The sequence below is a fragment of the Ornithinimicrobium sufpigmenti genome, assembly GCF_004322775.1.
GTDB classification, from domain to species: Bacteria; Actinomycetota; Actinomycetes; order Actinomycetales; family Dermatophilaceae; genus Ornithinicoccus; species Ornithinicoccus sufpigmenti.
Genome location: NZ_CP036403.1, coordinates 18,475 through 41,271 on the forward strand (window position 1 = coordinate 18,475; position 22,797 = coordinate 41,271).

Here is a 22,797-nt window from a genome sequence, read left to right on the forward strand (position 1 = left end):
ACCTTGTACGCCGTACTCACCGTCTTCACATTCCAACCTCCGCTTTCAGGCTCCGAACCAGGAGCTGGGCCACTTGTTGGCGCATCTCGACATCGGCGACGAGATGTGAGAATCGAGGGCTAACAAAAATCCTGCTGATCTTGTTAACGTCTTCGTGCTGCTCCTTTAGCCCCCCATATAAGGGGGACTCCGTCTTGAGGTCGTTCCCTTGGCCTGCTACCTGCTTTCGGTCGTAAACGAAAACCTTCCCGCCGCGCTCTCCAGAGGGCTTCTCCCGCTCCTTAGAGGGAATGTCCAGTAAAAGCTCGCCCTCCCTGATTCCACGGAATTGCGAGATTGCGCTTAGTTCTTCCGCCAGGTTGGACTGGATTGCGAGAGTCTGATCATAGGAACGCTTGACGAGATGGTTATTCAGTTCCCTCGCTTCATCGACTCGGGAGGGGTGCACCTCGCATACTCGCTTATACAGAGAGCGACCCCCGCCGAGGAGCCCACGTATCGGATTCAATTCTTTGTCCCCCTGAACTGTGGAGAACAGTTCGCTGATCGAGTTCAGGCATTCGTCTCGCGAAGAGAATAGCGCCCTCGTAACGTAGTCGGGTAAGTTGAACGAGCCCTCCGCTAAGAGCCGCATGATCGGATACTTGACCATCGCAGTTATGGCGCGGTTATTATAGTGCCAGTACACCTGAGAGAGCATTTGGTTCCGGTTTACCGCCACTGATTGCGCTGCCTGCACCCCTGCTCGCCGTATGCCGATGACAGGGTTTGGCGCAACTCTAGAAAAGTCGTCGGGCGTGGGCATGCACACGTTGCCCAAGATGCCGTCCAGATCCACGCCCATCCCATAGGGGACCCCAGTTCGTTGGGCGTCCTCCACAAGGTAGGCAGTCTTGTCAGCGTCTATGTCGGACGAGAGAACCGCCGCCAACACCCTTTGGGCGGGGGTGGCGTCCTCCGGCTTCTTCTGAGCATAGATGACGTCGTGAAGGCGGATCAGCGAGTGCGCGGTGGACTCTCCGAATCCCTCGATGAGTATCTCCCAAAGCGTCGCATACGGCCCCTCGCTTTCTTCTGTGAACGATGCGGCGCGGGCCTGGATCGCCTCACCAAAGTTGCCGCGTAGACGGCTGTTAGGGCTGCCTAAGACATCGGCAAAGAGCGTATCGTCCGTGGGTATGTCTGCCTCGAGTTCGCGCCAACTGGCGGCCGTCCTGTCCGCAGCTTGATCAGTTGCGAGATCCTCGAACATATGGCTCAATTGAAAGTGGCCCACGTCATGAAGGAGCGCCAATAGCAGCGTGGCTTCGAGATCTTCTCGCTCGGCCTGACGGCGGAATCGACTATCGTTCAGGAGGTGGCTGACGTAGTACCGGGTGTTTCGCAGGACGGCGACGCTGTGACTAAAGCGCGTGTGTGTGGCACCGGGAAAGGTGAGGTAGGTCGCTTCTAATTGGTGGACTTGATGAAGCCGGTTCAGAAGACGATGGTCTGTCAGCTCACTGATACGTCGAGTCATTACAGCCCTGCCCGTGGCGGTGGGCACCGAATATTGGAACTCCGCAGCGAGTGATAATTCCGGAACACCAGCGGGCGAAAGGTAGTTGCGATGCAGCTTCTTGAAGTCAGCATACACCTCGTCGACTGTGCTGTAACCGTCCCCTGTGGGGGATGAGCGTAAGTCGAGAATCATTTCGTCTAGGACTTGGACGCCTTGTTCTCCCAAGGTCCGGCCCAGTTTCGTTCGAACCTCCTGGGACCACGGCTCAGCGGGCGAGATAATTTTCTCCAGCAGGACACCCAGAGTGTGCAGCTCATGTTGCGGAACGACGTCGCGCAACTCCTGTGGTGAGTAGGTCCCACCATTCAGGTATGGCAAATGCCGCGCGTGGGTGATGTCGGAAGTGCTTATAAATCTGCGGCGGCTACGTGGGTCAATGTCGAGCTCCAGCGTCGTTGCCGACGGGGTCTCGTTAGCTTCCGTGTGTAGAACTTGCGCAGCGCCCCAATCGAGCAAAACGACGTCGTATTGCTTGGGGCGGGCGGCCCGCATTCGTATGTTATCGAGCTTGATGTCGCAATGATATATGCCATGATGGTGTAGATAGCTAACTGCATCTAGCAAATCACTTACGATCTTGTAAACGTCGTCGCCAGTGATGGTGGTCTGCTTCAACGCGTCTTCTAGCATGGGACCCGCCACGTGATCCGTAATCAGATAGTGCCATTCCCGCCCGGCGTCATCGGTGTGTATGCCATCCTCGTGAAAGATCGAGATGTGGGAATGGGACAACTGCGACAGAATGGCCCGCTCGGCAGCGAACGTTTGCTCGAAATCTTCCTTTCTTCGACCCGTTCTGCCTTCATCTAACTTGTTCAGCGTAAGGAACTTCACGGCACGCGGCTGTTCATGCGTGCCGTATAGGCAGGGGTAGACACTGCCGGCCCCCCCTTTTCCAAGCGCCTGGGCCCTCTTGGTCCTTGGGGTCTTCTTTCGCTCCGCCGAGCAAATCACGTGGAGACGCCCCTCCCCGAAGGCTTCACCAAGGCGCAGGGTCAAGGTCGGCTCGGTCACCTTCGGCATCTGTCCTCCTGCTCGCGTGGGCCGCCCGTGCGACGTTGCATCGATCCTCTCACCTCACACCGACAGACGTAAGGGACACGCGCGCGGCGGGCCGAGGGGCCCGTTGAGGGAGGGGGAGGGCGGCGGCGGTTGCGTTTGCCCCCGGTGACGTCCCTTCCAGTGGTGCAAGTCGCGTCCTCGCTGACGTGAGGGGACCATCGCGCGAGTCTTCGCGTGTACCCGCCGAGGAAGACGTGAAGGGAAGCCACGCGATGGCCCTGTCCCAGTCTGCACTGCTAGAGATCCTCGACGCGATGAAGGAGGCCGATGTGGCCGAACGAGTCCGAGAGTTTGCAGCCACGATCTACCAGGCGCTGATCGAGGCCGAGCTGACCTCGATGATCCGGGCCGAGCCGCACGAACGTACCGAGGCCCGGACTGCTCAGCGCAACGGGCACCGGTCCCGGACCCTATCCACCGCCGCCGCCCCATGGTGCGCACTGGAGCATGGTCCCGGTCTTCCTCCGAACGATCTGCGTAGCGGGAACCTGGGCGGTGACAGGATGGGGCATGAGCTCCCATCCCTCCCGCGGCGTCCTGGTCACCGGCTCCTCCCGGGGGGTGGGGGCCGCGGTGGCCCGCGCCTTCGCGGCGCGGGGTGACCGGGTCGTCGTCCACTACCTGGGCAGCGAGGCGGCCGCGCACGAGGTATGCCGTTCTCTCCCGGGCGACGGGCATGCCGTCGTCCAGGCAGACCTCGCCGACCCGGACGCCGTTCAGCGGCTGGCGACCGAGGCGATCGGGGCCCTGGGCCGGGTCGACGTCCTGGTGAACAACGCGGCCATTCTCACCGCTCCGTGGGAAGGCAGGGGCCGGCGCGGCGACCACCCGCTGGAGGAGACCTCCTACCCCGAGTGGGTGAACATATGGCGGCGCACCCTGGAGACCAACCTGCTCGGCCCGGCCCACCTGACCTGGCAGGTGGCCCGCCACATGATCGACGCGCCGCCCGCAGACGGCGTCCCCGTCGGGCGGATCGTCAACGTCGGCAGCCGCGGCGCCTACCGGGGCGAACCGGACATCCCGGCTTACGGCGCCAGCAAGGCCGGCCTGCACTCCTTCGGCCAGTCGATGGCGCTGCGCCTGGGTCGGCACGGGATCGCGGTGACCTCGGTAGCCCCGGGCTTCATCGAGACCGAGATGGCCGGGTATGCGCTGGCAGGGGACCGGGCGGCGGCCACCCGGGCGCAGAGCCCGTTCGGCCGGGTCGCCCGGCCCCACGAGGTCGCCGTTGCCGTGCTCGCACTGGCCGACCCACGGGCGGAGTGGGCCTCGGGGGCGGTCCTCGACCTCAACGGGGCCAGCCACCTGCGCTGACATCTCGCCGGGCCGGTCGTGGTGTGCCTACCCGGCCGGGTCATCACCCAACCGTCCGCCGAGCTGGCGCAGCGCCCCGCGAGTGGCCTGGGACTCCGGCCACGCTCCCCAAGGCGGTGCCACAGGGTGACGATCACGATCAGCGGCAGCACCCTGCCCGTCTCTGGGTAGTCAATCTGGGGCCTGACCTGGTCGGTGGTGCTGTCTGGTGGGGGTGATCAGCATCGACGGTGACCTGCCGACGGTGCCCCGCACGCTCCGGAGAGCGCAGCCCGGGAGGTCGCCGAGAAGCAGTAGGGCGACGCTGGCCCGCACCGGGCTGGATTGCGCGCCGATATGTACATTCCGGCTGTTCGGCGCACACTGGAGCCGTGAAGGAACTGACCGTGACCGATGCGCGCGCACGCCTGGCGGACGTCGTCGACGAGGCACGAGTGCGTCACGACCCGGTCTACCGGACCAGGCGCGGCCAGCGGGTCGCCGCTGTGATCGACGCCGACGACCTAGATCGCCTCATCGAGGCGGCCGAGGACCTGGCCGATCTGGAGGCCGCTCGCCTCGCGCGTGCGGAGATCGCGGACGAGGGCACGATCCCCTGGGAGCAAGTGAAGGCTGACCTCGGTCTGGCATGACCTACAGGATCGAGTTGAGCCCGTCTGCGGCGAGCCAACTGGGCAAGCCCGACGGCTCGGCGCGTCGGCGTGTGCAGGCCGCGGTCGAGCTGCTCGCCCACGAACCCCGTCCCGCAGCAGCAAAGAAGCTGGTCGGAGGCGACGGGGAGTGGCGCGTCCGCACCGGTGATCACCGGATCGTCTACGAGGCCAGCGACGGAGTCCTGCTGGTCCTGATACTGATTGTCGGACACCGCTGGGGCATCTACCAACGCCGCTGACACCCGGGGCGCCGGAACCGTGACCTCTTCGCTCGCCCCACTGGCATGGAGGCCGCTTCACCCCGCCGAGCTATCACCCAACCGCCCGCCGAGCTGGCTCAGGGCCTCGCGCGTGGCCTGGGAGGAGACCTGGGAGTAGACCTCCATGGTCATCGAGATCCTGCTGTGCCGCAGCACCGCCATCGCCACGCGCGGGTGCACGTCGAGCGAGACGAGCAAGCTCGCGCAGGTCCCACGCGTGGCGTGGACCGGGACGATCGGGACACCGGCCTTGCGCGCCCGGGTCTTGAACGCCGTGTGGAAGTTGCGCGGGTCCAGCGGGTCGCCGAGGCGGGTGGTGAAGACGAGGCCGCAGTCGCCCCACATGTCGCCGGCGGCGAGCCGTCGCCGGCTCTCCTCAGCCCGGTGCCGACGCAAAGCCGCCACGGCGATCTCCGGCAGGGGCAGTGGCGCGTCCGAGGAGGGGGTCTTTGTCCGCCGCCGGAGCAGCTGGCCGTCGACCCGCTGGACCTGCCAGGCGATGTACGCCTCGCCCTGCTCCAGCTCGACGTCCTCCCACGCCAGTCCGAGCACCTCACCACGTCGCAGCCCGAGCACGAGGAGGAGCACGTAGGCGGCATACATCGCATCCCCGGCAACACGGGCGGACTCGAGGAACCGCCGTGCGTCGTCCACCGACCACACGGTCGATCGCTTCGCCCGGGGCACGGGCACGCGCACGAGCGCGGCCACGTTGCGGAAGACGAGCTCCTCCCGCATCGCCTGGGTCAGGGCTCCGCGGAGCACACGCCACGCCTGGTGGACCGTCCACTCCGAGGCGACCTCGCGGCAGCAGTGACCGCGTGCGCAGCACTGCGGCTCCGGTCGTGCGGCGTCCTTGCCCTGGAAGCAGCACTGGCACCGCACCCGCACCTCGTCGACCCAGGTCTGGACGTCGCGGACCGACAGCTTCTCGAGCTTGCGGTCCCCCAGGTCTGGGACGATGTACAGCCGGGAGAACATCTCGTAGTTGCTCGCCGTGGCCGGCGAGAGCCCGGGGCGGACGGTCTCCGCCAGCCACTGTTCGAGGAAGTCGCGCAGCTTGGGCGAGACCGGGACGACGGGGCCGCGCCGCGCCTGCTCGTGCAGCCGCAGCCACTTCTCGTGCACCTCGGGCCGAGTCTTCCCGTAGACGGACTTGCGCTGGCGCCGGCCCGCGGGGGTGGTGATCCACACGTGTGCTGCGAAGCCGTTCCGGTACGGGTAGATCGACCCCTCCCCGTTGGCCCGGCGGCTCACGGCCAGTCCGCCTCTGCCTCGGCCGCCCGCTTGGCGACGTACTCGTCGACCCACGCCGGCAGGATGCGCCGGGACCCGCCGTCCTTGAGCGAGCGCAGGTCGCCGGAGATGCACAGCATCCGCACCTTCGTGGGCCCGTAACCGAGCATCTCCGCCACCTCGGGCACGCTGTACCACCGCCGCTGCAGCGGCCCGACCGGTGCTTTGCTCCGCTGCCCCGAACTCCCGCTTGCCATCGTTGACATGTCCACTCCCTTCGTCAGGGACCAACCTCCAGTAGGCCAGATCCCGTACTTACCCGAAAGGCACTCAACCGTCCCTGTGGATAACCCACCCGACGACGAATTTGCCTCATCCCCTAAAGCGACGAGATCCCCCGCTGGGACTCACTTCTTGGTGACTGTTTTCGAGCAGCCCTGCGACCTGCGGTTATGTGAGTTCTCCGGTGGCCTCCGGACCGACAGGGGAGGACGACTGCCTGCACGCCGTCTTGTCCGCCGATCCACTAGCCTGGCGGAGAATGGGCGCCCAGACACAAGGAAGCCAAGGACTGACGATGCCGAACGACCCGGACCACGGCCAGGGGCGAACCGCCCACGAGGAGGCTCAAGCCCTCGGCGTGCAGAAGCACCCCCACGGTGACGTCGATGAGTGGCGTCACCGCAACGACGAGGACGAGGAGCGGGGTCCTGTCATCCACGCGGAAGAGCCGGACCGCGAGGGCGAGGTGTTCGACGAGCCGGGGTCGCGTGACGCGGGCGAGGGCACCCTGGTGAAGCTGCCGGTCGGTGCGAAGTTCGGGATGGACCACGAACCGTCCCCGCAGGAGCGCGAGGAGCTGGTCCGGTTCGCCGCCGAGGCCGACGCCGAGCTGCGCGGCCAGGACGACCAGGACGCGGAGGACGAGACCCCGGGGACGTGATGGCGTAACGCTGGTCGCTCCACATGTATGCCTCTTGGACGAAGTGTCCTCTACACGGTCACGACGGCTGACGACACCGACGACTGCCTCGAACACACGCTACGGCTAGACATCGTCACCTAGATCGAACCGACCCACCACCAGCGCCCACCAGCATCCGGCAAGACCACCCGATCGAGCTCGAGATCTCCTACTGGCCCCTCAGACGGCCTGGCCCACGACACCCGATCACGGCTCCCAAGCGCACGACCGGCCTGACCGACCGACAGCATCTGCAGGAGCAGATCGAGGACACACCCGGTGCACTCGGTCGCCGCGGTGAGACCCTGGGCCTCGCTCGTCCGCTTTCTATGGGTGTGATGACGTTGCACAAGCTCGCTGCGGGGTCCGGGTACACGTACCTGACGAAGCAGGTCGCTGCCCACGACGCCACCGAGAAGCGGCAGGCCGGTCTCGCGTCCTACTACGAGGAGAAGGGCGAGTCGCCCGGTCGGTGGCTCGGCACCGGGCTGGCCGGACTCGACCTGGCCGTCGGCGACGTGGTGAGCGAGGAGCAGATGAGGCTGCTCTTCGGGCAGGGCCGCCACCCCCGCTCCAGCGAGCACGACGCCGCCGCTAAGGACTGGGGTGCGTTGGGGCGGGCGTTCCCTACGTTCGACGCCACGTCCTTGCGGCAGGTCACGGCGCGGGCGTTCAGCGAGCACAACACCAACCAGGGACTGTCGTGGAACGCACCGATCCTCCCGGAGGAGCGAGCACGCATCCGGACCCAGGTCGCCCGGGAGGTCTTCGAGCAGCGGCACGGCCGCGCCCCCGTGGACGAGGCCGAGCTGACGACGTTCGTCGCCAAGGCGTCGCGGCCGGCACAGGTGCCGGTGGCCGGGTTCGACCTGACGTTCTCACCGGTGAAGTCAGTCTCGACTCTGTGGGCCCTCGCCCCACCGGAGATCGCCAGGCAGGTGGAGGCTGCGCACCACGAGGCAGTGCACGCGACCCTGGAGATGCTGGAGGCCGAGGTCGCGTTCACCCGTGTCGGCAAGGGCGGCATCCGCCAGGTCCCCGTCACCGGCCTGATCGCGGCGGCCTTCGACCACCGCGACTCCCGCACCGGGGACCCGGACCTGCACACCCACGTCGTAGTCTCAAACAAGGTGCAGTCCCTGCCCGAGGAGGGCGGGCGGTGGCTGACCCTGGACGGGCGGATGCTGTTCAAGGCCAAGGTGATGGCGTCCGAGCACTACAACACCCACCTCGAGGCCGGCCTCGTCGAGCGCCTCGGCGTCCGCTTCGCCGACCGCCCCACTCCGGAGGGCAAGCGCGCGGTGCGGGAGATCGACGGGATCGACCCGGCCCTGCTCGCGGCGTGGTCGTCCCGGCGGCAGGCGATCGAGGCCCGGCAGCGCGAGCTCGCCTCGGCCTTCCGGGCCGACCACGGGCGCACCCCCACGACCATCGAGTCGCTGGTCCTGGCGCAGCAGGCGAACCTGGAGACCCGCCCGGGTAAGCACGAACCCCGCTCCGAGGCCGAGCAACGCCAGACCTGGAGGGCACAAGCCGAGGCCGTGCTCTCCACCACGGGACGCCCCCTGGAGGAGATGGTCGCAAGTGCGGTGGGGGCGCTGTGGGGGCGCGACCGGATATGCGGTGGGGAGGCTGGCATCGTCGCAGGTGGATGGGTGGGAGCGCTCCCGGGACACCTCCGGGGACGCGGGGGTGGTGGGGACGTGCGCCCCCAGGTCGTCGCCGCCCGTGTCCTGTCGGTGCTCGAGGGGTCGCGGGCGACGTGGCAGGTGTGGCACGTGCGCGCCGAGACCCTGCGCCAGCTCCGCACCGCTCAGGTCCCCCTGGACAAGCTCGAGGCGTACCGCCGGAGCTGGGCGAGCCCGAGGTTCTGCGCCGCCCGGACGGGCAGCCCGCCCACGTCGTGCACGGCAGTCAGGCCTACACCTCGAAGGCGATCCTGGCCGCCGAGGACGAGCTACTCGCCCTGGGGCTGCGCCGCGACGGCCGCCAGGCCGACCCGGACGTGGTCGAGGCCGTCTTGGCCGCCTCGAGCGTGGACGGTCCGAGCCTGGACCGGTCGCAGGTGGCGATGGTCCGCAGTCTCGCCACGAGCGGGTGCCGGGCACAGGTCGCCCTCGCTCCGGCCGGGGCCGGCAAGACCGCCGCGCTGCGGGTGCTGGCCCGGGCCTGGGAGGCCTCCGGCGGGACCGTCCTCGGGCTGGCGCCCACCGCTGTCGCGGCCGACGAGCTCGGCCGCGCCACCGGCATCCCGGCCGACACCATCGCCAAGCACCTCCACCACACCCCCGCGGGCAGTGCGGTCGGTCCGGGGATGTTGGTGCTGATCGACGAGGCCGGGATGGCCGGCACCCGCGACCTGGCGGTCGTGGTCCGCCACGTCGTCGACGCGGGCGGTTGCGTGCGGCTGGTCGGGGACGACCAGCAGCTGGCCGCCGTGGCTGCCGGCGGGATCTTCCGGGACCTGGCCGAGCAGGGCCACTCGCACGGCACCACCGCCACGCTGACCGAGCTGCACCGGTTCACCGATCCCGCCGAAGGCGCGGCCACCCTCGCGATCCGCGACGGCGACCCCGCCGCGCTGGACCACTACCTCGACCGGGACCGGGTCCACGCCGGTGACACCCGGGACGTGATCGAGGCGGCGTACGCGGCCTGGGCCGCCGACCGGCACGCCGGCCGGTCCAGTCTGCTGCTGGCCGCGACCCGGGACACTGTGCGCGAGCTGAACCAGCGCGCCCGGCAGGATCGCCTCGACACCGAGTCACCGCCCGGACGCGAGGTGGCCCTGGCCGATGGCACCCGCGCCAGCGCCGGCGACACCGTGATCACCCGCCGCAACGACCGCACCCTCCGGACCGGTGACGGGTCCTGGGTCAAGAACGGCGACCGATGGCGCGTCGTCGCAGTCCACCTCGACGGCGCCGTCTCGGCCGAACGCCACCGCAACGGGCCGGGAACCAGGTTGGCCCACGTCACCCTCCCGGCCTCCTACGTGGGCGAGCACGTGCAGCTCGGGTATGCCAGCACCATCCACGGCGCCCAGGGCGCCACCGTCGACAGCACGCATTCGGTTCTCACCGGAGCGGAGTCCCGGCAGGCTCTGTACGTCGCCCTCTCCCGCGGGCGCCAGAGCAACCACCTCTACTTGGGCACGCCCACCGCCTCGCTGGACGACGTGGTGCCCGCGGTTCAGGACACGGCCGTAGAGCCGCGGCAGGTGCTTACCGACATTCTCGCCCGCGACGGCCGCGCCCAGTCGGCGACAACGGTCGAGCGCGGGGACGCAGCCCAACTGCTGCGGCAGGCGGTGCTGGCCTACCAGGACGCCCTACCCGTCTTGGCCCAGCAGCACCTTGGCGTAGAGCGCATGGTGGGGCTGGACGACGCGCTCGAGCGGTGGCTACCGGGCGTCACTGAGCAGCCGGCCTACCCGCACCTGCGCGGCCAACTCGCGCTGCGCTGGATCGACGGCACACCACCGCAGAAGGTGGTTGAAGAGGCGACCTGGTACCGCGGCACCCAGTCCCTCACCGAGGCCGACGACCCCGCCGCCGCCCTCGCCTGGCGCATCGCTGGCGCCACCCCACCCTCGTACCGGGACGCGCCCCTGCCCTGGCTGCCTGACATTCCACCCGTCCTGCGGCAGGACGCGGAGAAGTGCGAGTACCTCGACCGGCTCATCCAGCGGATCCACGACCTCGAGCAGCGCGTCGCCGACGAAGCCAAGCAGTCAAGTGTGTCCGACCGGGTGCCCTGGCAACGCACTCTGCCCCCGGACGTCGACGGCCAGCTCATCGGCGACCTCGCCGTCTGGCGCGCCGCGCAAGGCATACCGCCGACAGACCCCAGCCCCATCGGTCCGCCTTTGAAGGAACCTGAAACCGCCAGGCACCAGAGCCGACTCGTTCGGCGGCTCAGCGCGCCGTCGGCGGTTTCCGGCAGCCGCACGGCAGGCGCTCAGCGCGAGAGGTTGCGAACCAGCGAGCGACAAGCCGAGCGTCAAACCTTTCATGAACGCCCCGCACGCGAGGTGTCCGGTCCGTCGCGGTGAGCGGTCGTCCGCGCGAGAACCATTTCCGATGGCACCGCCGCGGTCGATAATTGCGTTACCGCCGAGTTGCGGATGCATGAGTCGAGGTCACATCAGACCGGCCGGCCGAGCGCTCTTATGGCTGACGTTTGTTACTACGCTTGTTCATGCCACGCCCCGGGTGTCTACGTCACCGAGCGTGAACAGGAATTAAGACAGTCCTACCCCAGCCCCCGCCGCCGCAAGTATCCACGCGTCGATCAACATATTTGCAAAATCGTCATCACTGGAAAGCCTCTCAATATCCGCCTCCGTGACAAGGATGAGGTGGATACCGTCGTTTGCTGCACCGAAGGCAATCGAATGCGCCGCGGTTTGATCCTTCGCGCTACCCGTCAGGCCGTTCTTAGAAAAGATGATCGCAAGTTTTGCCTTCCGACTGCGACAGATATTTATAAAGTACCCAACCGCCTTGCTGTCCACCTTATCTTCCCAGTACTTGCATTCGATAATGAAGAACGTGGGAAGCGGGTTCAGTGCCCCGAGGTGCACGCCAACGAGATCGAGTTGCTCGCTATGTAACGGGCTTGTGATGTTGCGCTTGGTGCGGCAACCGAGGCACTGAAATAGAAATTCTGCGAGGGCCTCAAACGCCTTTCCTTTGGCGTCACTCGTGGACTGGCCACGCACCAGCGCAAGCTGTCTGGTGACTGCACTCTTGCTGATGGAGCCCCCAGCCCCAGTCGCCGCGGCCCCGCCTGTCATAGTTTGTGAATCGCTTCGTTGCGGGCGTAGAGGAGCCAATCCTCCAGGCTCTGTCGGGACAGTCGATGTTCCAGTTCGTCTACGGAGATGACGACCGTCATAGGACTTCGTGGAGGGGTAACCACCGAGCCCTCGTAGATCAGTAGACCAAGGCCAGCACGGGACGCAAGAACGCGTGCGGACAATTTCTTTGCCGCCTCCGCCAATAGGCTTTTTGAGCCTTTGTGGCTGCCGCGCGCTGGCAAGGATTTCGCCTCCACAAGCACCACTCCAGGGTTTCTTCCGAACTTCGCGAAGTAGATCGCGAAATCAGGTTGGTTTGCGCCTTGAGGAAACTCTAAATGCTCGATAACTTCTGCTCCAGTCGCCTTCAATAAGGAGCCGACACGCAGCTCGAAGTCCTGGGCTTGACCTGCGGAGCGGGGATCGGTTGCACGGACGGCTCTCGCCGAGGTTGGCCTTGAGGACCACGCCGCCTGACGGGGCGAGCCTTCCTCCACCGCCTGGAGCAGCAGGTCCAACTGGGTCGCCAAGAGGTGCTCGTCGTCCGCAAGGTCGATACGCGGTATGCCCGTAAGGAAGGGGAGGGAAAGCCCCGCCTTAGCCACGAGCAAGATTGGCAAGCCGCGTTCTAGGGCGATGCCAATCTCAACCCCAACGGTGCCGAACCGCTGACGTGACGAACGGCCGGAAACCAGTGCGGCCACCATGACGTCTGCCTGCCACGTCGTGTTGGCAAGAAGGGTGCCCGCCCCAACGGTGCCTGTATCGAGCACCCGGTGCCCCAACTGCATCAGAGAGTCACGGAGGAGCTCGTTGCCGAGCTTGGAGTCGGAGGTGACGAGAACGTCCACACAGCGAACTTAGCCGACTGCGGCTCTTCCCCACGATGTCATCAGCCACCCGCGCTTGGCGCGAGCTGCAGCAAACCCAGAGTCGCTGACCTGTTCTCCATCCTCTGCGTCGGGTGCAAGGACCCGCCCTACAGCGTGGACGCCCCCCACGAGCGACGCAGGCCTCGCCTGATCCACCCATCCGCCGGGCGCGAGAGGCCCTTGGTGCCTCACAGTTCTGCACACTCAGCCGCGTACCCTCACCCCATGGATGCTGCAGGGTGGGCGAATATCATCGCGGTTATAGCACTCGTGGGCGCTGCCGTTGGGTGGTTCACGAACGCTCGGGCCACCCGTTACGCTGACGAGCGCGCGGGCAAAGCCCTGGAGGAGTCCCGGGGCGCACGGCAGGAGGCCGCCCGAGCGGCGAACGCGCTGGAGCGAATGGCCCGGGCAGCCGAACAGCAAGAAGAGCGAGCAGCCAAGGAGAGCCAAGTAAGCCGGGTAGCTTGGGCCATCCATCACCACCGCGGGTCCACGTTCCGACTAGAGAACACCGGTACAGCCACCGCGTACGACGTGGACATCACCGTCGACGTCGCCCGCTTCGACCCGCCGTCCGAGTGGACTCTCGACATGCCGACGCACATGGCCCCGGGGGAAGGCGTTACTTTCGGTGCCACCTTGGCTTTCGGGGACGACGACACAGCAGTCATCACTTGGGCTGACGCGGAAGGCGCCGAGCACCGACACACATGGCGGCGGCCTCTGCCGCCGAAGCCGACTAGCTGATCGCGCGCCTTCCCCATCGATCACCTCGCTTCCGACCCTGCGGCAACCGGGGCTGCCTTACAACTACCCAGGCAGCCGTGTGGCGCGGAGTGGTGGGCGGCGTCTAGAGCGGCCAGCAACGCCAGGGCGTTGTCGACCAGCGCGGTGACCAGCTCCTCCCGGCCGGTCTCGTGGTCCCAGACTTCCGCGGCTTGGCGGTGGCGCTGTAGTCCCGACCCGTCACCCCTCGCCAGCCGGGTGCAGTGCGCGGTGACCAGCACGGCCGCGTCCGGGACGTCGCGGCCGACCCGGCGGATGCTGGCGATCAGCTGGGTGATGGTGTCCTGCCGGGCGACCGCGTCGTCCAGCGCCGTGGAGTCCAACGCTCGCCGGGTCTATGCCCGTGAGCGCGCCGGTGGCGGTGATGACCTGCCGCACCGCCTCGAAGATCCGGTCCGGACGCTCGCTGGCGGCCAGCCGCCTGCGCCATGCCGTCAACGCCGTCGGGTGGAACCCGGGCCCCGTCGGCCGCGTACCCGCACGCGGCCTTCCAGCGCAGGTCGAACGTGAGCGCCTCGACCGCCTCGACCGCCTCACGGTCGGAATGCCCGTACAATACAAGGACTGCAGCACGAGCACCGAGGTGATGACCTCCGGCGGGATCGAGGGCCGACCCCGACCCGAGGGGAACAGGTCAGCAAACATCTCCGGCGGGAACAACCGCAGCCGATGCTCGGCCGGGAACGCGAACACACCCGGGCACCAACAGATGCCCCGCCAACGCCTCCACGTCCAACAGCTCCCGCTGCCGATCAGCCTCACCCTGCATGAAACTAGGATCGCAACCATGCCATCAGCCCGCGCGACGCGCTGATTGTTCAGCAGGGTCCTAGGGGTGGTCTTGAGAAGGCAGCCTAGGCACGGTCATGCATCGCGGAAGACGTCGGCCTCTACCGTCACATCCTCAACCATCCTCGTTGTTACACCGATCTCGTACTGCTTCAAGAGGTCACAGAGGCGGGACCCGTCGATCAGATCCACGGGCGGTGCGCCGTCTCGTGTGGCCTCCCGCTTGGCGTCGGCAGTGAAGGTTCCCGTGGTGATAAGCAGTCCCTTGTCCCCGCGTCCCGACATCGCGCCCCTGAAGTCCCTCACGGCGCCAGGTCCCACGCTTCCGCGGTATCTCTTACACTGGAAGAAGACCGGAAAACTGACCAATCCGAGCCTGTACACGCCCAAGCCATCGATGCCACCGTCCCCGGAGCGGCCCGTCACATTGACACTGTCGAAGTCGGCCTCCCTGAGGAGTCTCTGCGCGAGCCGCTCGAAACCTGCGGGCGCCATGGACATCAGCACGTCAAGCAACTCCTCCTGCCACGTCGCTCCTCCGTCAGCCATCCCCCCGTCCGTATCCACCTTCTTCCTCGGGTTGGTGAGTCGTCGCTTGTCGCGAGTTGTCGCGATGTACGCGGCCCTCATCTGCATCACGCGACGCTCTCTGCCCTTACTGTCTACAGTCGGGTCGGAGAGCAGCCGCTTGCCGGCTTCTGTAAGCGACCAGACGCCACGACTGCTGTTGTCGAGCAGTCCCATGCCTTTGAGGTAGGTGCGCGCCCAGGCTTGCCGGTACCGGATCTCGGTCTCAGGTCCGTCCTTTTGCAGGACAGCCTGCTGCTCCTCTGAAAAGCGCTCGCGCCGTTGCACCGCCTCGACGATCTCGTTGATCGACCCCGAGCCGCCCAGCTCGTCTACTGCCTCAAGCGTGGGCAGCAGGAGGGTCCTGATACGGCGGTAGCTTGGGTGGGGTCACGTGCACCAGCCTGCCAGACCCCGCTCTGCGAGTGGGGAACAGTCAGCCGATCGCGGGTGCATTCCCGGCTAGGCGCATCAAGTTCGCCGCGATGCGGGAGCAAGCGCATCCCGTCACTGCACTGCTGAGAGAAGAGAGGCAGCTCCGCAGGATACGAGCCTGTCGTCGCGCGCGGTGGCCCGTGCAGAGTCGCGGTCGTTCTGCCCGGACGACCCCTTGTGGTGAAGGGACGCTGCCCCCTCGAGGAGCGTCGCGGTAGCTTCTCTCTCACGGAACTGGGAAGCTCAGTTTATGCCTGACAAATCAGTCCTTGAAACGTGGATCGTCGAGGCTCTGCGGGAACATGGGGGCTCGGAGATCTACTCGTCGTCTGCAAGACGGTGTGGCGGAGGCACGAGGACGACCTGCGCGCCCCTGTGCGTCAGGATGGGGTGAGACACCAGCACTGTTGACCTTCGCACTGCACGGGGCGAGATCGGATCAATACTGAGATGACGATGACGACTGCTGATGTCGGCACCGATGATGGGGTCATGTCCCCTCGTGCTGACCAGCCGAAGCGGCGGAGGTTCACCGCCGAGTTCAAGGCCGCGATCCTTGCCGAGTACGACGCCGCGGAACGTGGTGAGCGGGGCGCGATCTTGCGCCGGGAAGGGTTGTACAGCTCGCACATCATCGAGTGGCGCAAGGCAGCGCAGGCCGGTGCGCAGGCCGGGTTGGGTGGCAAGCGACGAGACCGCCAGGAACGGGAGCTGCAGGCGCTGCGGGCACGGGCGGAGAAGGCCGAGGCCGAGCTCGCCCGCACGAAAGCTGCCCTGGATCTGGTGGGAAGAGCACACGCGCTCTTGGAGACGCTCTCCGAGAGCGCGGACAAGCCGCCGCGGTCGCGGCGGTGATCGACCCGGCCGTCGACGACCTGGCTGAGCAGGTCGGCACCGCAGCTGCGTGCGCCCTGCTGGGCCGCTCCCGCGCGGGTCACTACCGGGCCAAGAACCCGCCCCGGCCACGCCCGACGACACCGCGCCCGGCCCCGGCGAACAAGCTCACCGAGGCTGAACGGGCGCACGTGCTGGCGGTGCTGACCAGCCAGGAGTTCGCGGACAAGTCGGTCGCCCAGGCCTGGGCCACGCTGCTGGACGAGGGCACCTACCTGTGCTCGCAGTCCACGATGCACCGCATCCTGCGCGAGCACGACATGGCCGGCGAACGACGCCGGCAGGCCACCCACCCAGCCAGGACCAGGCCCGAGCTGGTGGCAACCGGCCCTGGACAGGTTTGGAGCTGGGACATCACGAAGCTGCGAGGACCGGAGCGGGGCGTGTACTACGACCTGTACGTCGTGCTCGACATCTTCTCCCGGTTCGTCGTGGCCTGGACCATCGCGGCCCGCGAGGACGCCGACATCGCCAAGAACATGCTCGAGCAGGCCATGGGCGTGCACGGTGTCCCGGACGCGGTGCACGCCGACCGGGGCACCTCGATGACCTCCAAACCGGTCGCGCAGCTGCTGGTGGACCTGGGCGTGGCCCGGTCCCACTCCCGCCCGCACGTCTCGAACGACAACCCGTACAGCGAGGCCGCGTTCAAGACGTTGAAGTACGCCCCGGTCTTCCCCGAACGTTTCGGGTCCCTGGCCGACGCCGGCGCGTTCGCCGAGCAGTTCTTCGCCTACTACAACCACGAGCACCGCCACTCCGGCATCGGGCTGCACACTCCCGCCAGCGTCCACTACGGCACCGTCGGTCAGGTCCGCGCCCAACGCCAGTCCACCCTGGACGCTGCCTACGCCGCCCACCCCGAGCGGTTCGGCCACCGCCGACCCCAGGCGCCCAAGCTGCCCCAGGCCGCGTGGATCAACCAGCCCTCACAGGAGTCCCTCATACAGACCGCCTGACGGAAACTGTCTCACCCGACTTGACACCTTCCGCGCCGCGGGAGACCTCTTCTACACGTGGCAGTACGACATACGATGGGCCGGCACCAAGCTCCGGCAGCGAGGAATCCTCGCTCCGGCCTCCAGAGAGAAGGCCCGGGAGCCCTGGCAACTGATGTAGTTGACGGTGTGCGGTCCTCTGCTGTGTGCAGAAAGGGAACGCTGACGTGACGACGAACTGCTACTGCGTATCCGCTCCCTTGCCGTCCGGAACGAGTTCTGTCGGCGACGGTTGAAGACTGTCCACTGAGCGACGGTGAGTGGAACACACCCCGTCGCAACCTGGATACTCTGCAACCGTCGTTGTCAAGTTCGTCAGTGCCCATGCCGCCCATCCCCCTGGTCGAACACACGCAGCGCTCTATCTCCCCGGGTTCGGGAAGAAGGGTCGTCATGACCAAGACACTGGCGGTTATGACTCCCCTTCCCTGGAGGAGAGCGAGCACCGGAAGCTGGCGCCGCTTGACCCAGCCGTGAGAACAGGATGGTGCCCTGGTGCCCAGGTGACGCTCCGTTGGTCAGTCCCGCGGGGTGGGTTCGGCGGTGCTGGACTGGCTCACCTCGCGCACAAGAGCGGGGTGGGCAGGAACCGCGGTCAATAGACCGGACAGGGCCTCTTGCCTTTGGCGGTCTGGCGGTGGTGCCCGGCGAAGCGGCCCGCGTCAGCAGCCGTGGCGGTCGGGATCCGCTTGACTGCCGACCACATAGTGCGCCACCGCACGCCCGACCTGGCGTTCCACGCCGACTCACACGAAGGCTTGCTCCCGATGATCTGGGGTGATCGCACACGCGCAGCGCGGGTGGTAGGCAGCACGCGGTCGACCAGATCGGGCACCAGCTCGGTGAGCGTGCTCACCTCGCCGTCCTCGCGGCAGCGTAGCGGCGCTTGTGCCAGATGACCACGACCGGGGTGTCGAGGCAGGGCGCGCCGACGAGGCAGACGACCCGCCGCCCGCTGCCGGAAGAGGTAGTTTCCTCCGATCTCCGGACCTTGCCCCATCACCGACCCAAGAACGAGCTGCGGTGGCTCGCGCGCTCCCCACCGCCCAAAGCGAAGAGTCGGTTATCCACAGATCGCTCGCTGCTGTCGACACCGTGCTGCGGTCAGACAAGCCTTGTCACCAACCAGAGACACAAGGAGGAACGATGGACCAAGCCAGCGAGCGAGTGGTCACGCCCACGAGCGAACGGTGGGAGGCGTCGCTCGATGACACCAGTCACACTCCGGCGTCGCTACGGGAGCTGTCGGTGCCAGGCCGTAGGCTTCACCCCATGACGAGACCGACCGTGATCGACCTATTCGCAGGGTGCGGCGGTATGACGGTCGGCTTTAGCCTAGAGGGATTCGACCCCATCCTGGCGGTGGAGCAAGACAAGTTCGCGGCAGCGACGTACGCGGCCAACTTCGGTGAGGATCATGTCCATGCCGGCGACATCGCCGATGTCATGAACCAAGAGATCCCGACTGCCGACCTCGTGATCGGTGGACCGCCTTGCCAGGGGTTCTCCAACCTTGGGCTCAAGCGACTCGATGACCCTCGAAACCAGCTCTGGCGCGAGTACATGAGGTTCATCACCATGGCGAAGCCCCAAGTCTTCGTCATCGAAAACGTGGATCGCTTCAGCAGTTCGCCGGAGTTCCACATGCTCTTGGCCGAGGTCGACCGCGGCGTCCTCAAAGATTACGAGATCTCTTACGGCGTTCTGAACGCAGCCGACTACGGAGTGTCGCAGCGCCGGCGCCGAACGATAGTGATCGGATCGCGCGTCGGGAAGATCCAGCTTCCAGAACCCACGCACGCACGCAAGCCCTCTCCTGCATCAGGCCTGTTGCCGTGGCGGACTGTCAAGGACCGCATCCATGGACTTCCTGCCATTCCCGACTCCACAGAGCTCCCGGATTCACTCACAGAGTTCTTCGGTGAGACTATGCCAGGGATGTTCAAGGGGCTTGAGATCCATTTTCGCCGTGACCCGAGGCCCATCTCACTTGCCCGCTACTCCTACGTCCCCCCAGGCGGCGGTCGATTCGACGTGCCCACCGACCTTCTCCCGCGGTGCTGGCGTGAGAAACCGACAGGAACTACCGACGTGATGGGGCGGATGCGATGGGACTTCCCGTCACATACTATCCGCACCGAGTTCTTCAAGCCCGAGAAGGGCTCGTATCTGCACCCTCAGTGGGTGCCCGGTCGGCCGCGACACGGCGAGGACGCCAGATGGATCAAAGGCGATCCGATGAAGTCCGTGAACCGCGTGGTGACCCACTACGAGGCGAGTCTTCTGCAGGACTTCCCCGAGGATTACCTCTGGGTGGGAACGAAGATCGCAATCGCAAAGCAAATTGGCAATGCCGTTCCCTCCGGCCTCGCACGGGCCATCGCCCGGCAGGTTCGACCCGCTGTCGCATGACCACGAACCTCTAGACGCTACCCGCGTGACCTCTCGAGGGCGGCGGCTGCAAGACTGCCCTGGTGACCGAAGAGAATGGCCAGCCGTGTGACAACCAGCCCCTGGCGGCCACGCAGGATTCTCGTGCCCGTGCCATCCGCCGGAAGCGCAACGTGTTCCGGTACCACGCTGTACCCACCAGGCCGATGGGCACGGTCCCTGCAGCTTGGGCCATCAGGAGCAACCTGAGTCAGGCAGACCTGAGTTGGGTCACAAGTCGCTGATTCTTCGGGGCGCGGGGCTGTGACCTGCGGTGATGTAGTGGCTTGGTGCGTCGTTTAGGCACTAACCGGGGCCCTAGGATCGGGTGATGGCGTGGATTCGGCGGGTGCGGACGGCCTCGGGTGCGACCGCGGTGCAGATCGCCGAGTCCGTGGGCGGGCGGCGGCGCATCGTGCGGCACGTGGGGTCGGCGCACGATGAGACCGAGCTCGGGCTGCTGATGGATCGGGCGCGCAAGCTGCTCGAGGACGACGCCCAGGGGCAGCTGGACCTGGGACTGTCGCTGCCGGTGACCAGGGCGGCCATGGTGCCGGCCCCGACCCAGACGCTGTTCGACGAGCCAGCCACCGTCCCGGCACGGCGCCCGGTGGTGGCCGCGCCGCAGGTGCTGCGCACGTCTTCGGCGGTGCTGTATGACGCCCTGGCCGGGGTGTACACCGACCTGGGCCTCGACGCCCTGGAGGATGAGGTGTTCCGCGACCTGGTCATCGCCCGGGTGGTGGAGCCGACCAGCCTGCTGGACGTCGACCGGGTGCTGGCCGACCTGGGCCGGACCTCGGCGAGCCTGTCGACCCGCAAACGCACGCTGGGCCGTTGCCAGGACGGGCCTACCGTGACCAGATCGCCGAGCTCTGCTTCCAGCACGCCCGGGCCAGCGGAGACGTGTCGCTGTGTCTGTACGACGTGACCACGCTGCACTTCGAAGCCGCCGAGGAAGACGCCTTGCGCAAGGTCGGCTACTCCAAGGAGCGTCGGGTCGACCCATAGATCATCGTCGGCCTGCTGGTCGACCGACACGGCTTCCCTCTGGAGATCGGCTGCTGGGAGGGCAACAAGGCCGAGACCCACACCATCGTGCCGATCATCGAGGCGTTCGCCGCGCGGCACGGCATCACCGACCTGGTCGTTGTCGCGGATGCCGGGATGCTGTCCGCGGCCAACCTGAGAGCCCTGGACGAGGCCGGGCACACCTTCATCGTCGGGTCCAAGACCGCCAAGGCCCCGATCGACCTGATCTCTCACTTCCGCTGGCACGGGGATGCGTTCACCGATGGCCAGATCATCGACACCGTGACCCCCAAGGTCGGCAAGAACACCGACAACGACCCCGCCCTGCGTCGCGAGCCGGCCTGGGACCCCGAGCAGCACCCCAGCTCCTGGCGGGCGGTGTGGTCCTACTCGGCCAAGCGGTTCGCGAGGGACAACAAGACCCTCACCGCCCAGGAGAACCGAGCCCGCGCGGCCATCGAGGGCGACAAACCAGCCCGCACCCCCAGGTTCGTCAAGACCCAGAGCGACGGCCTGGTCCTGGACGAAGCGGCGCTGGCCAGAGCCCGCCGGCTGGCCGGGCTCAAGGGCTTCGTCACCAACATCCCGGCCACGGCCCTGCCCGCGGCCGAGGTGATCGACTCCTACCGAGACCTATGGCACGTGGAGCAAACGTTCCGGATGTCCAAGAGCGACCTGCGAGCCCGTCCCTTGTTCGCCCGACGACGCGACTCGATCGAGGCGCACCTGACCATCGTGTTCACCGCCCTGGCGATCGCTCGCACCGTCCAGGCCCGGACCGGACTGTCCCTGCGCCGATTCCTGCGCCAGATCCGCCCACTGCGCTCAGCCACCATCGAGGCCAACGGCGCCGTCCAGACCCTGCCACCAGCCCTCAGCTCCAGCGATCAAGCCGTCCTCAACGACCTCAAGAACGGCGCGACCTAGGCACTAAGCCTTTTGACCCAACTCAGGTCCGCCGGAAGCGCAACGTGTTCCGGTACCACGCTGTACCCACCAGGCCGATGGGCACGGTCCCTGCAGCTTGGGCCATCAGGAGCAACCTGAGTCAGGCAGTGCCTGTCGACCTTGTGCCTTTCAAGGACTGGTTCGACGCCCAGGATGACGCCCGCGAGCGCTTCCGGTGGGCTCTCCGAGACTCACTTGACGAGCTGTTGGATGGTCAACGCACAGGGCGATGGGCCTACCAGCACCTCTCCAAGACCGAAAAGACGTACCTGGGCACCGCGGTTGAGGTTAACCTCACTAAGGAGTTTGAATTTCGCAACGGGGCTCATCTTGATTGGCAGATCGCTGGCGGCGACATCGACTGCAAGTTCTCCAAGGATCTCGGTGGCTGGGAAATCCCAATGGAGATGTACCTATGTGAAGACCACGGCGACCGTCAGGGCAAGGCCAACCAAGCTGCGCTGGTGACATGGCTCAACGACGACACCAGCCAGTGGGCCGCTGGACTCATAACGGTTACCGACGAGCGACTGCGCTGGCGTAGCGACACGACGACCGGCCAGCTCGTCCGCGCGTACAACCGGGACAACAAGCGCCGCCTTAACGACTCAGCACGTAAGGACATCCACTGGCTCTGGGGTGGTCTTCAAAATGACCTACCACGTAATCTCCTGCTCCACCTCAACGCTGACGTACGGGCTCGGGTTTTCTCTTTCCCGAAATCCGGACAAGCTCGTGTCAACCAGTTGTTCCGTGAAGTGCACGGGCGCATCGTGGGACGCCAAACCGTGCTCACGGTTGCTCAGCAGGAAGATGCCCCTAAGCGCGCCCGCGACGCCCGGTTGGGTCTACGCTCCGAAGGCATCCTGGTGCTCGGGCATCAGGACTCTCACCGGCATATCGCCCGTGCTTTAGAGCTTGCGACGCCAGTCAAGGGAGAGTGGATTGCGGTGCGCGTGGTGCCAGTGACCGAAGCTGATTCCCGGCCATTCTTCACGCTGAACGGCCTGCGGTGGGCGATGGCTCAGGACGCCGAGCCGGGATCCCCTGCACCCGAGTTGCCGAAGAAGGTCGTTTCGTAGCTTGTTGGGCTTGCCATAGTTAGGGAGAGCTGGCCGAGGCTCCGTCACCGTGCGCACTGCCACTCCAGACAAGAGCGGATCCTGCTGATGTGCGTGTCCGTATCCGG

Annotated in this window: 15 protein-coding genes and 4 pseudogenes; 12 read left to right on the forward strand and 7 right to left on the reverse strand. The window is 66.4% G+C overall.

What is annotated here, in order from left to right:
* Positions 1-25 precede the first annotated feature (25 nt).
* Positions 26-2,584 (reverse strand): protein kinase domain-containing protein, encoded by a 2,559-nt coding sequence (locus tag ESZ52_RS00085; protein ID WP_131103134.1) that lies wholly within the window; start codon positions 2,582-2,584, stop codon positions 26-28.
* A 251-nt stretch (positions 2,585-2,835) separates the two neighbouring features.
* Between ESZ52_RS00085 and ESZ52_RS19555 the strand changes: the two are divergent.
* From ESZ52_RS19555 to ESZ52_RS00105, 4 genes and pseudogenes are all read left to right on the forward strand, one after another.
* Positions 2,836-3,048 (forward strand): annotated as a pseudogene (locus tag ESZ52_RS19555) (transposase); the annotation flags it as partial.
* Between the two features lie 85 nt (positions 3,049-3,133).
* Positions 3,134-3,940 carry an SDR family NAD(P)-dependent oxidoreductase gene (locus ESZ52_RS00095; RefSeq protein ID WP_131103135.1) on the forward strand — a complete coding sequence of 269 codons (807 nt, stop codon included), beginning with the start codon at positions 3,134-3,136 and terminating at the stop codon, positions 3,938-3,940.
* A gap of 371 nt (positions 3,941-4,311) precedes the next feature.
* Complete coding sequence (locus ESZ52_RS00100; protein WP_131103136.1) at positions 4,312-4,572, forward strand: type II toxin-antitoxin system Phd/YefM family antitoxin; 261 nt, start codon at positions 4,312-4,314, stop codon at positions 4,570-4,572.
* A complete protein-coding gene (locus ESZ52_RS00105; RefSeq protein WP_131103137.1) occupies positions 4,569-4,832 on the forward strand; it encodes a type II toxin-antitoxin system RelE family toxin in 264 nt (87 codons plus the stop codon). Before ESZ52_RS00100 ends, ESZ52_RS00105 begins: the two co-directional genes overlap by 4 nt.
* Positions 4,833-4,889: 57 nt before the next feature.
* Here the strand turns inward: ESZ52_RS00105 and ESZ52_RS00110 are convergent, their stop codons facing one another.
* Positions 4,890-6,110, reverse strand: coding sequence for a site-specific integrase (locus tag ESZ52_RS00110; protein ID WP_131103138.1), 1,221 nt, complete (start codon positions 6,108-6,110; stop codon positions 4,890-4,892).
* Positions 6,107-6,355, reverse strand: a complete 249-nt coding sequence (locus tag ESZ52_RS00115) for a helix-turn-helix domain-containing protein (protein WP_238154389.1) — start codon at positions 6,353-6,355, stop codon at positions 6,107-6,109. The genes ESZ52_RS00110 and ESZ52_RS00115 overlap by 4 nt, the downstream gene beginning before the upstream one ends.
* 311 nt (positions 6,356-6,666) lie before the next feature.
* On the opposite strand from ESZ52_RS00115, the gene ESZ52_RS00120 reads away from it, so the two are divergent.
* The 3 genes and pseudogenes from ESZ52_RS00120 to ESZ52_RS00130 all read left to right on the forward strand — a co-directional run bounded on the left by ESZ52_RS00120 (position 6,667) and on the right by ESZ52_RS00130 (position 11,107).
* The gene (locus tag ESZ52_RS00120) at positions 6,667-7,032 is read left to right on the forward strand and encodes a hypothetical protein (protein WP_131103139.1); all 366 of its coding nucleotides are present in this window, start codon (positions 6,667-6,669) and stop codon (positions 7,030-7,032) included.
* A 359-nt stretch (positions 7,033-7,391) separates the two neighbouring features.
* A pseudogene (gene mobF / locus ESZ52_RS20050) lies at positions 7,392-8,534 on the forward strand (MobF family relaxase); the annotation flags it as partial.
* A gap of 422 nt (positions 8,535-8,956) precedes the next feature.
* A complete protein-coding gene (locus ESZ52_RS00130; RefSeq protein ID WP_186364089.1) occupies positions 8,957-11,107 on the forward strand; it encodes an AAA family ATPase in 2,151 nt (716 codons plus the stop codon).
* A 189-nt stretch (positions 11,108-11,296) separates the two neighbouring features.
* On the opposite strand, the gene ESZ52_RS00135 is transcribed toward ESZ52_RS00130, so the two are convergent.
* Together ESZ52_RS00135 and ESZ52_RS00140 are read right to left on the reverse strand one after the other, a co-directional pair.
* A complete protein-coding gene (locus ESZ52_RS00135) occupies positions 11,297-11,776 on the reverse strand; it encodes a restriction endonuclease (protein ID WP_181009860.1) in 480 nt (159 codons plus the stop codon).
* A gap of 71 nt (positions 11,777-11,847) precedes the next feature.
* Positions 11,848-12,705, reverse strand: a complete 858-nt coding sequence (locus ESZ52_RS00140) for a hypothetical protein (protein WP_131103143.1) — start codon at positions 12,703-12,705, stop codon at positions 11,848-11,850.
* Between the two features lie 246 nt (positions 12,706-12,951).
* Between ESZ52_RS00140 and ESZ52_RS00145 the strand changes: the two genes are divergently transcribed.
* Positions 12,952-13,476, forward strand: coding sequence for a hypothetical protein (locus tag ESZ52_RS00145; RefSeq protein ID WP_131103144.1), 525 nt, complete (start codon positions 12,952-12,954; stop codon positions 13,474-13,476).
* Between the two features lie 104 nt (positions 13,477-13,580).
* On the opposite strand, the pseudogene ESZ52_RS19560 reads toward ESZ52_RS00145, so the two are convergent.
* Together ESZ52_RS19560 and ESZ52_RS00155 are read right to left on the reverse strand one after the other, a co-directional pair.
* Positions 13,581-14,284 (reverse strand): annotated as a pseudogene (locus ESZ52_RS19560) (transposase); the annotation flags it as partial.
* A 95-nt stretch (positions 14,285-14,379) separates the two neighbouring features.
* The gene (locus tag ESZ52_RS00155; protein ID WP_131103146.1) at positions 14,380-15,240 is read right to left on the reverse strand and encodes a restriction endonuclease; all 861 of its coding nucleotides are present in this window, start codon (positions 15,238-15,240) and stop codon (positions 14,380-14,382) included.
* 516 nt (positions 15,241-15,756) lie between these two features.
* Between ESZ52_RS00155 and ESZ52_RS00165 the strand changes: the two genes are divergently transcribed.
* The 4 genes and pseudogenes from ESZ52_RS00165 to ESZ52_RS00185 all read left to right on the forward strand — a co-directional run bounded on the left by ESZ52_RS00165 (position 15,757) and on the right by ESZ52_RS00185 (position 22,690).
* Positions 15,757-17,159 (forward strand): IS3 family transposase gene (locus tag ESZ52_RS00165; protein WP_420886837.1). Its coding sequence is split into 2 segments (ribosomal slippage): positions 15,757-16,090 and positions 16,090-17,159, totalling 1,404 coding nucleotides; the frame shifts between segments, so codons are not numbered across the junction.
* A gap of 1,311 nt (positions 17,160-18,470) precedes the next feature.
* On the forward strand, positions 18,471-19,610 hold the full coding sequence (locus ESZ52_RS00175) for a DNA cytosine methyltransferase (RefSeq protein ID WP_131103149.1): 1,140 nt from the start codon (positions 18,471-18,473) through the stop codon (positions 19,608-19,610).
* A gap of 349 nt (positions 19,611-19,959) precedes the next feature.
* Positions 19,960-21,587 (forward strand): annotated as a pseudogene (locus tag ESZ52_RS00180) (IS1634 family transposase).
* A gap of 77 nt (positions 21,588-21,664) precedes the next feature.
* A complete protein-coding gene (locus tag ESZ52_RS00185) occupies positions 21,665-22,690 on the forward strand; it encodes a NaeI family type II restriction endonuclease (RefSeq protein WP_131103150.1) in 1,026 nt (341 codons plus the stop codon).
* The last annotated feature ends 107 nt before the right edge of the window (positions 22,691-22,797 follow it).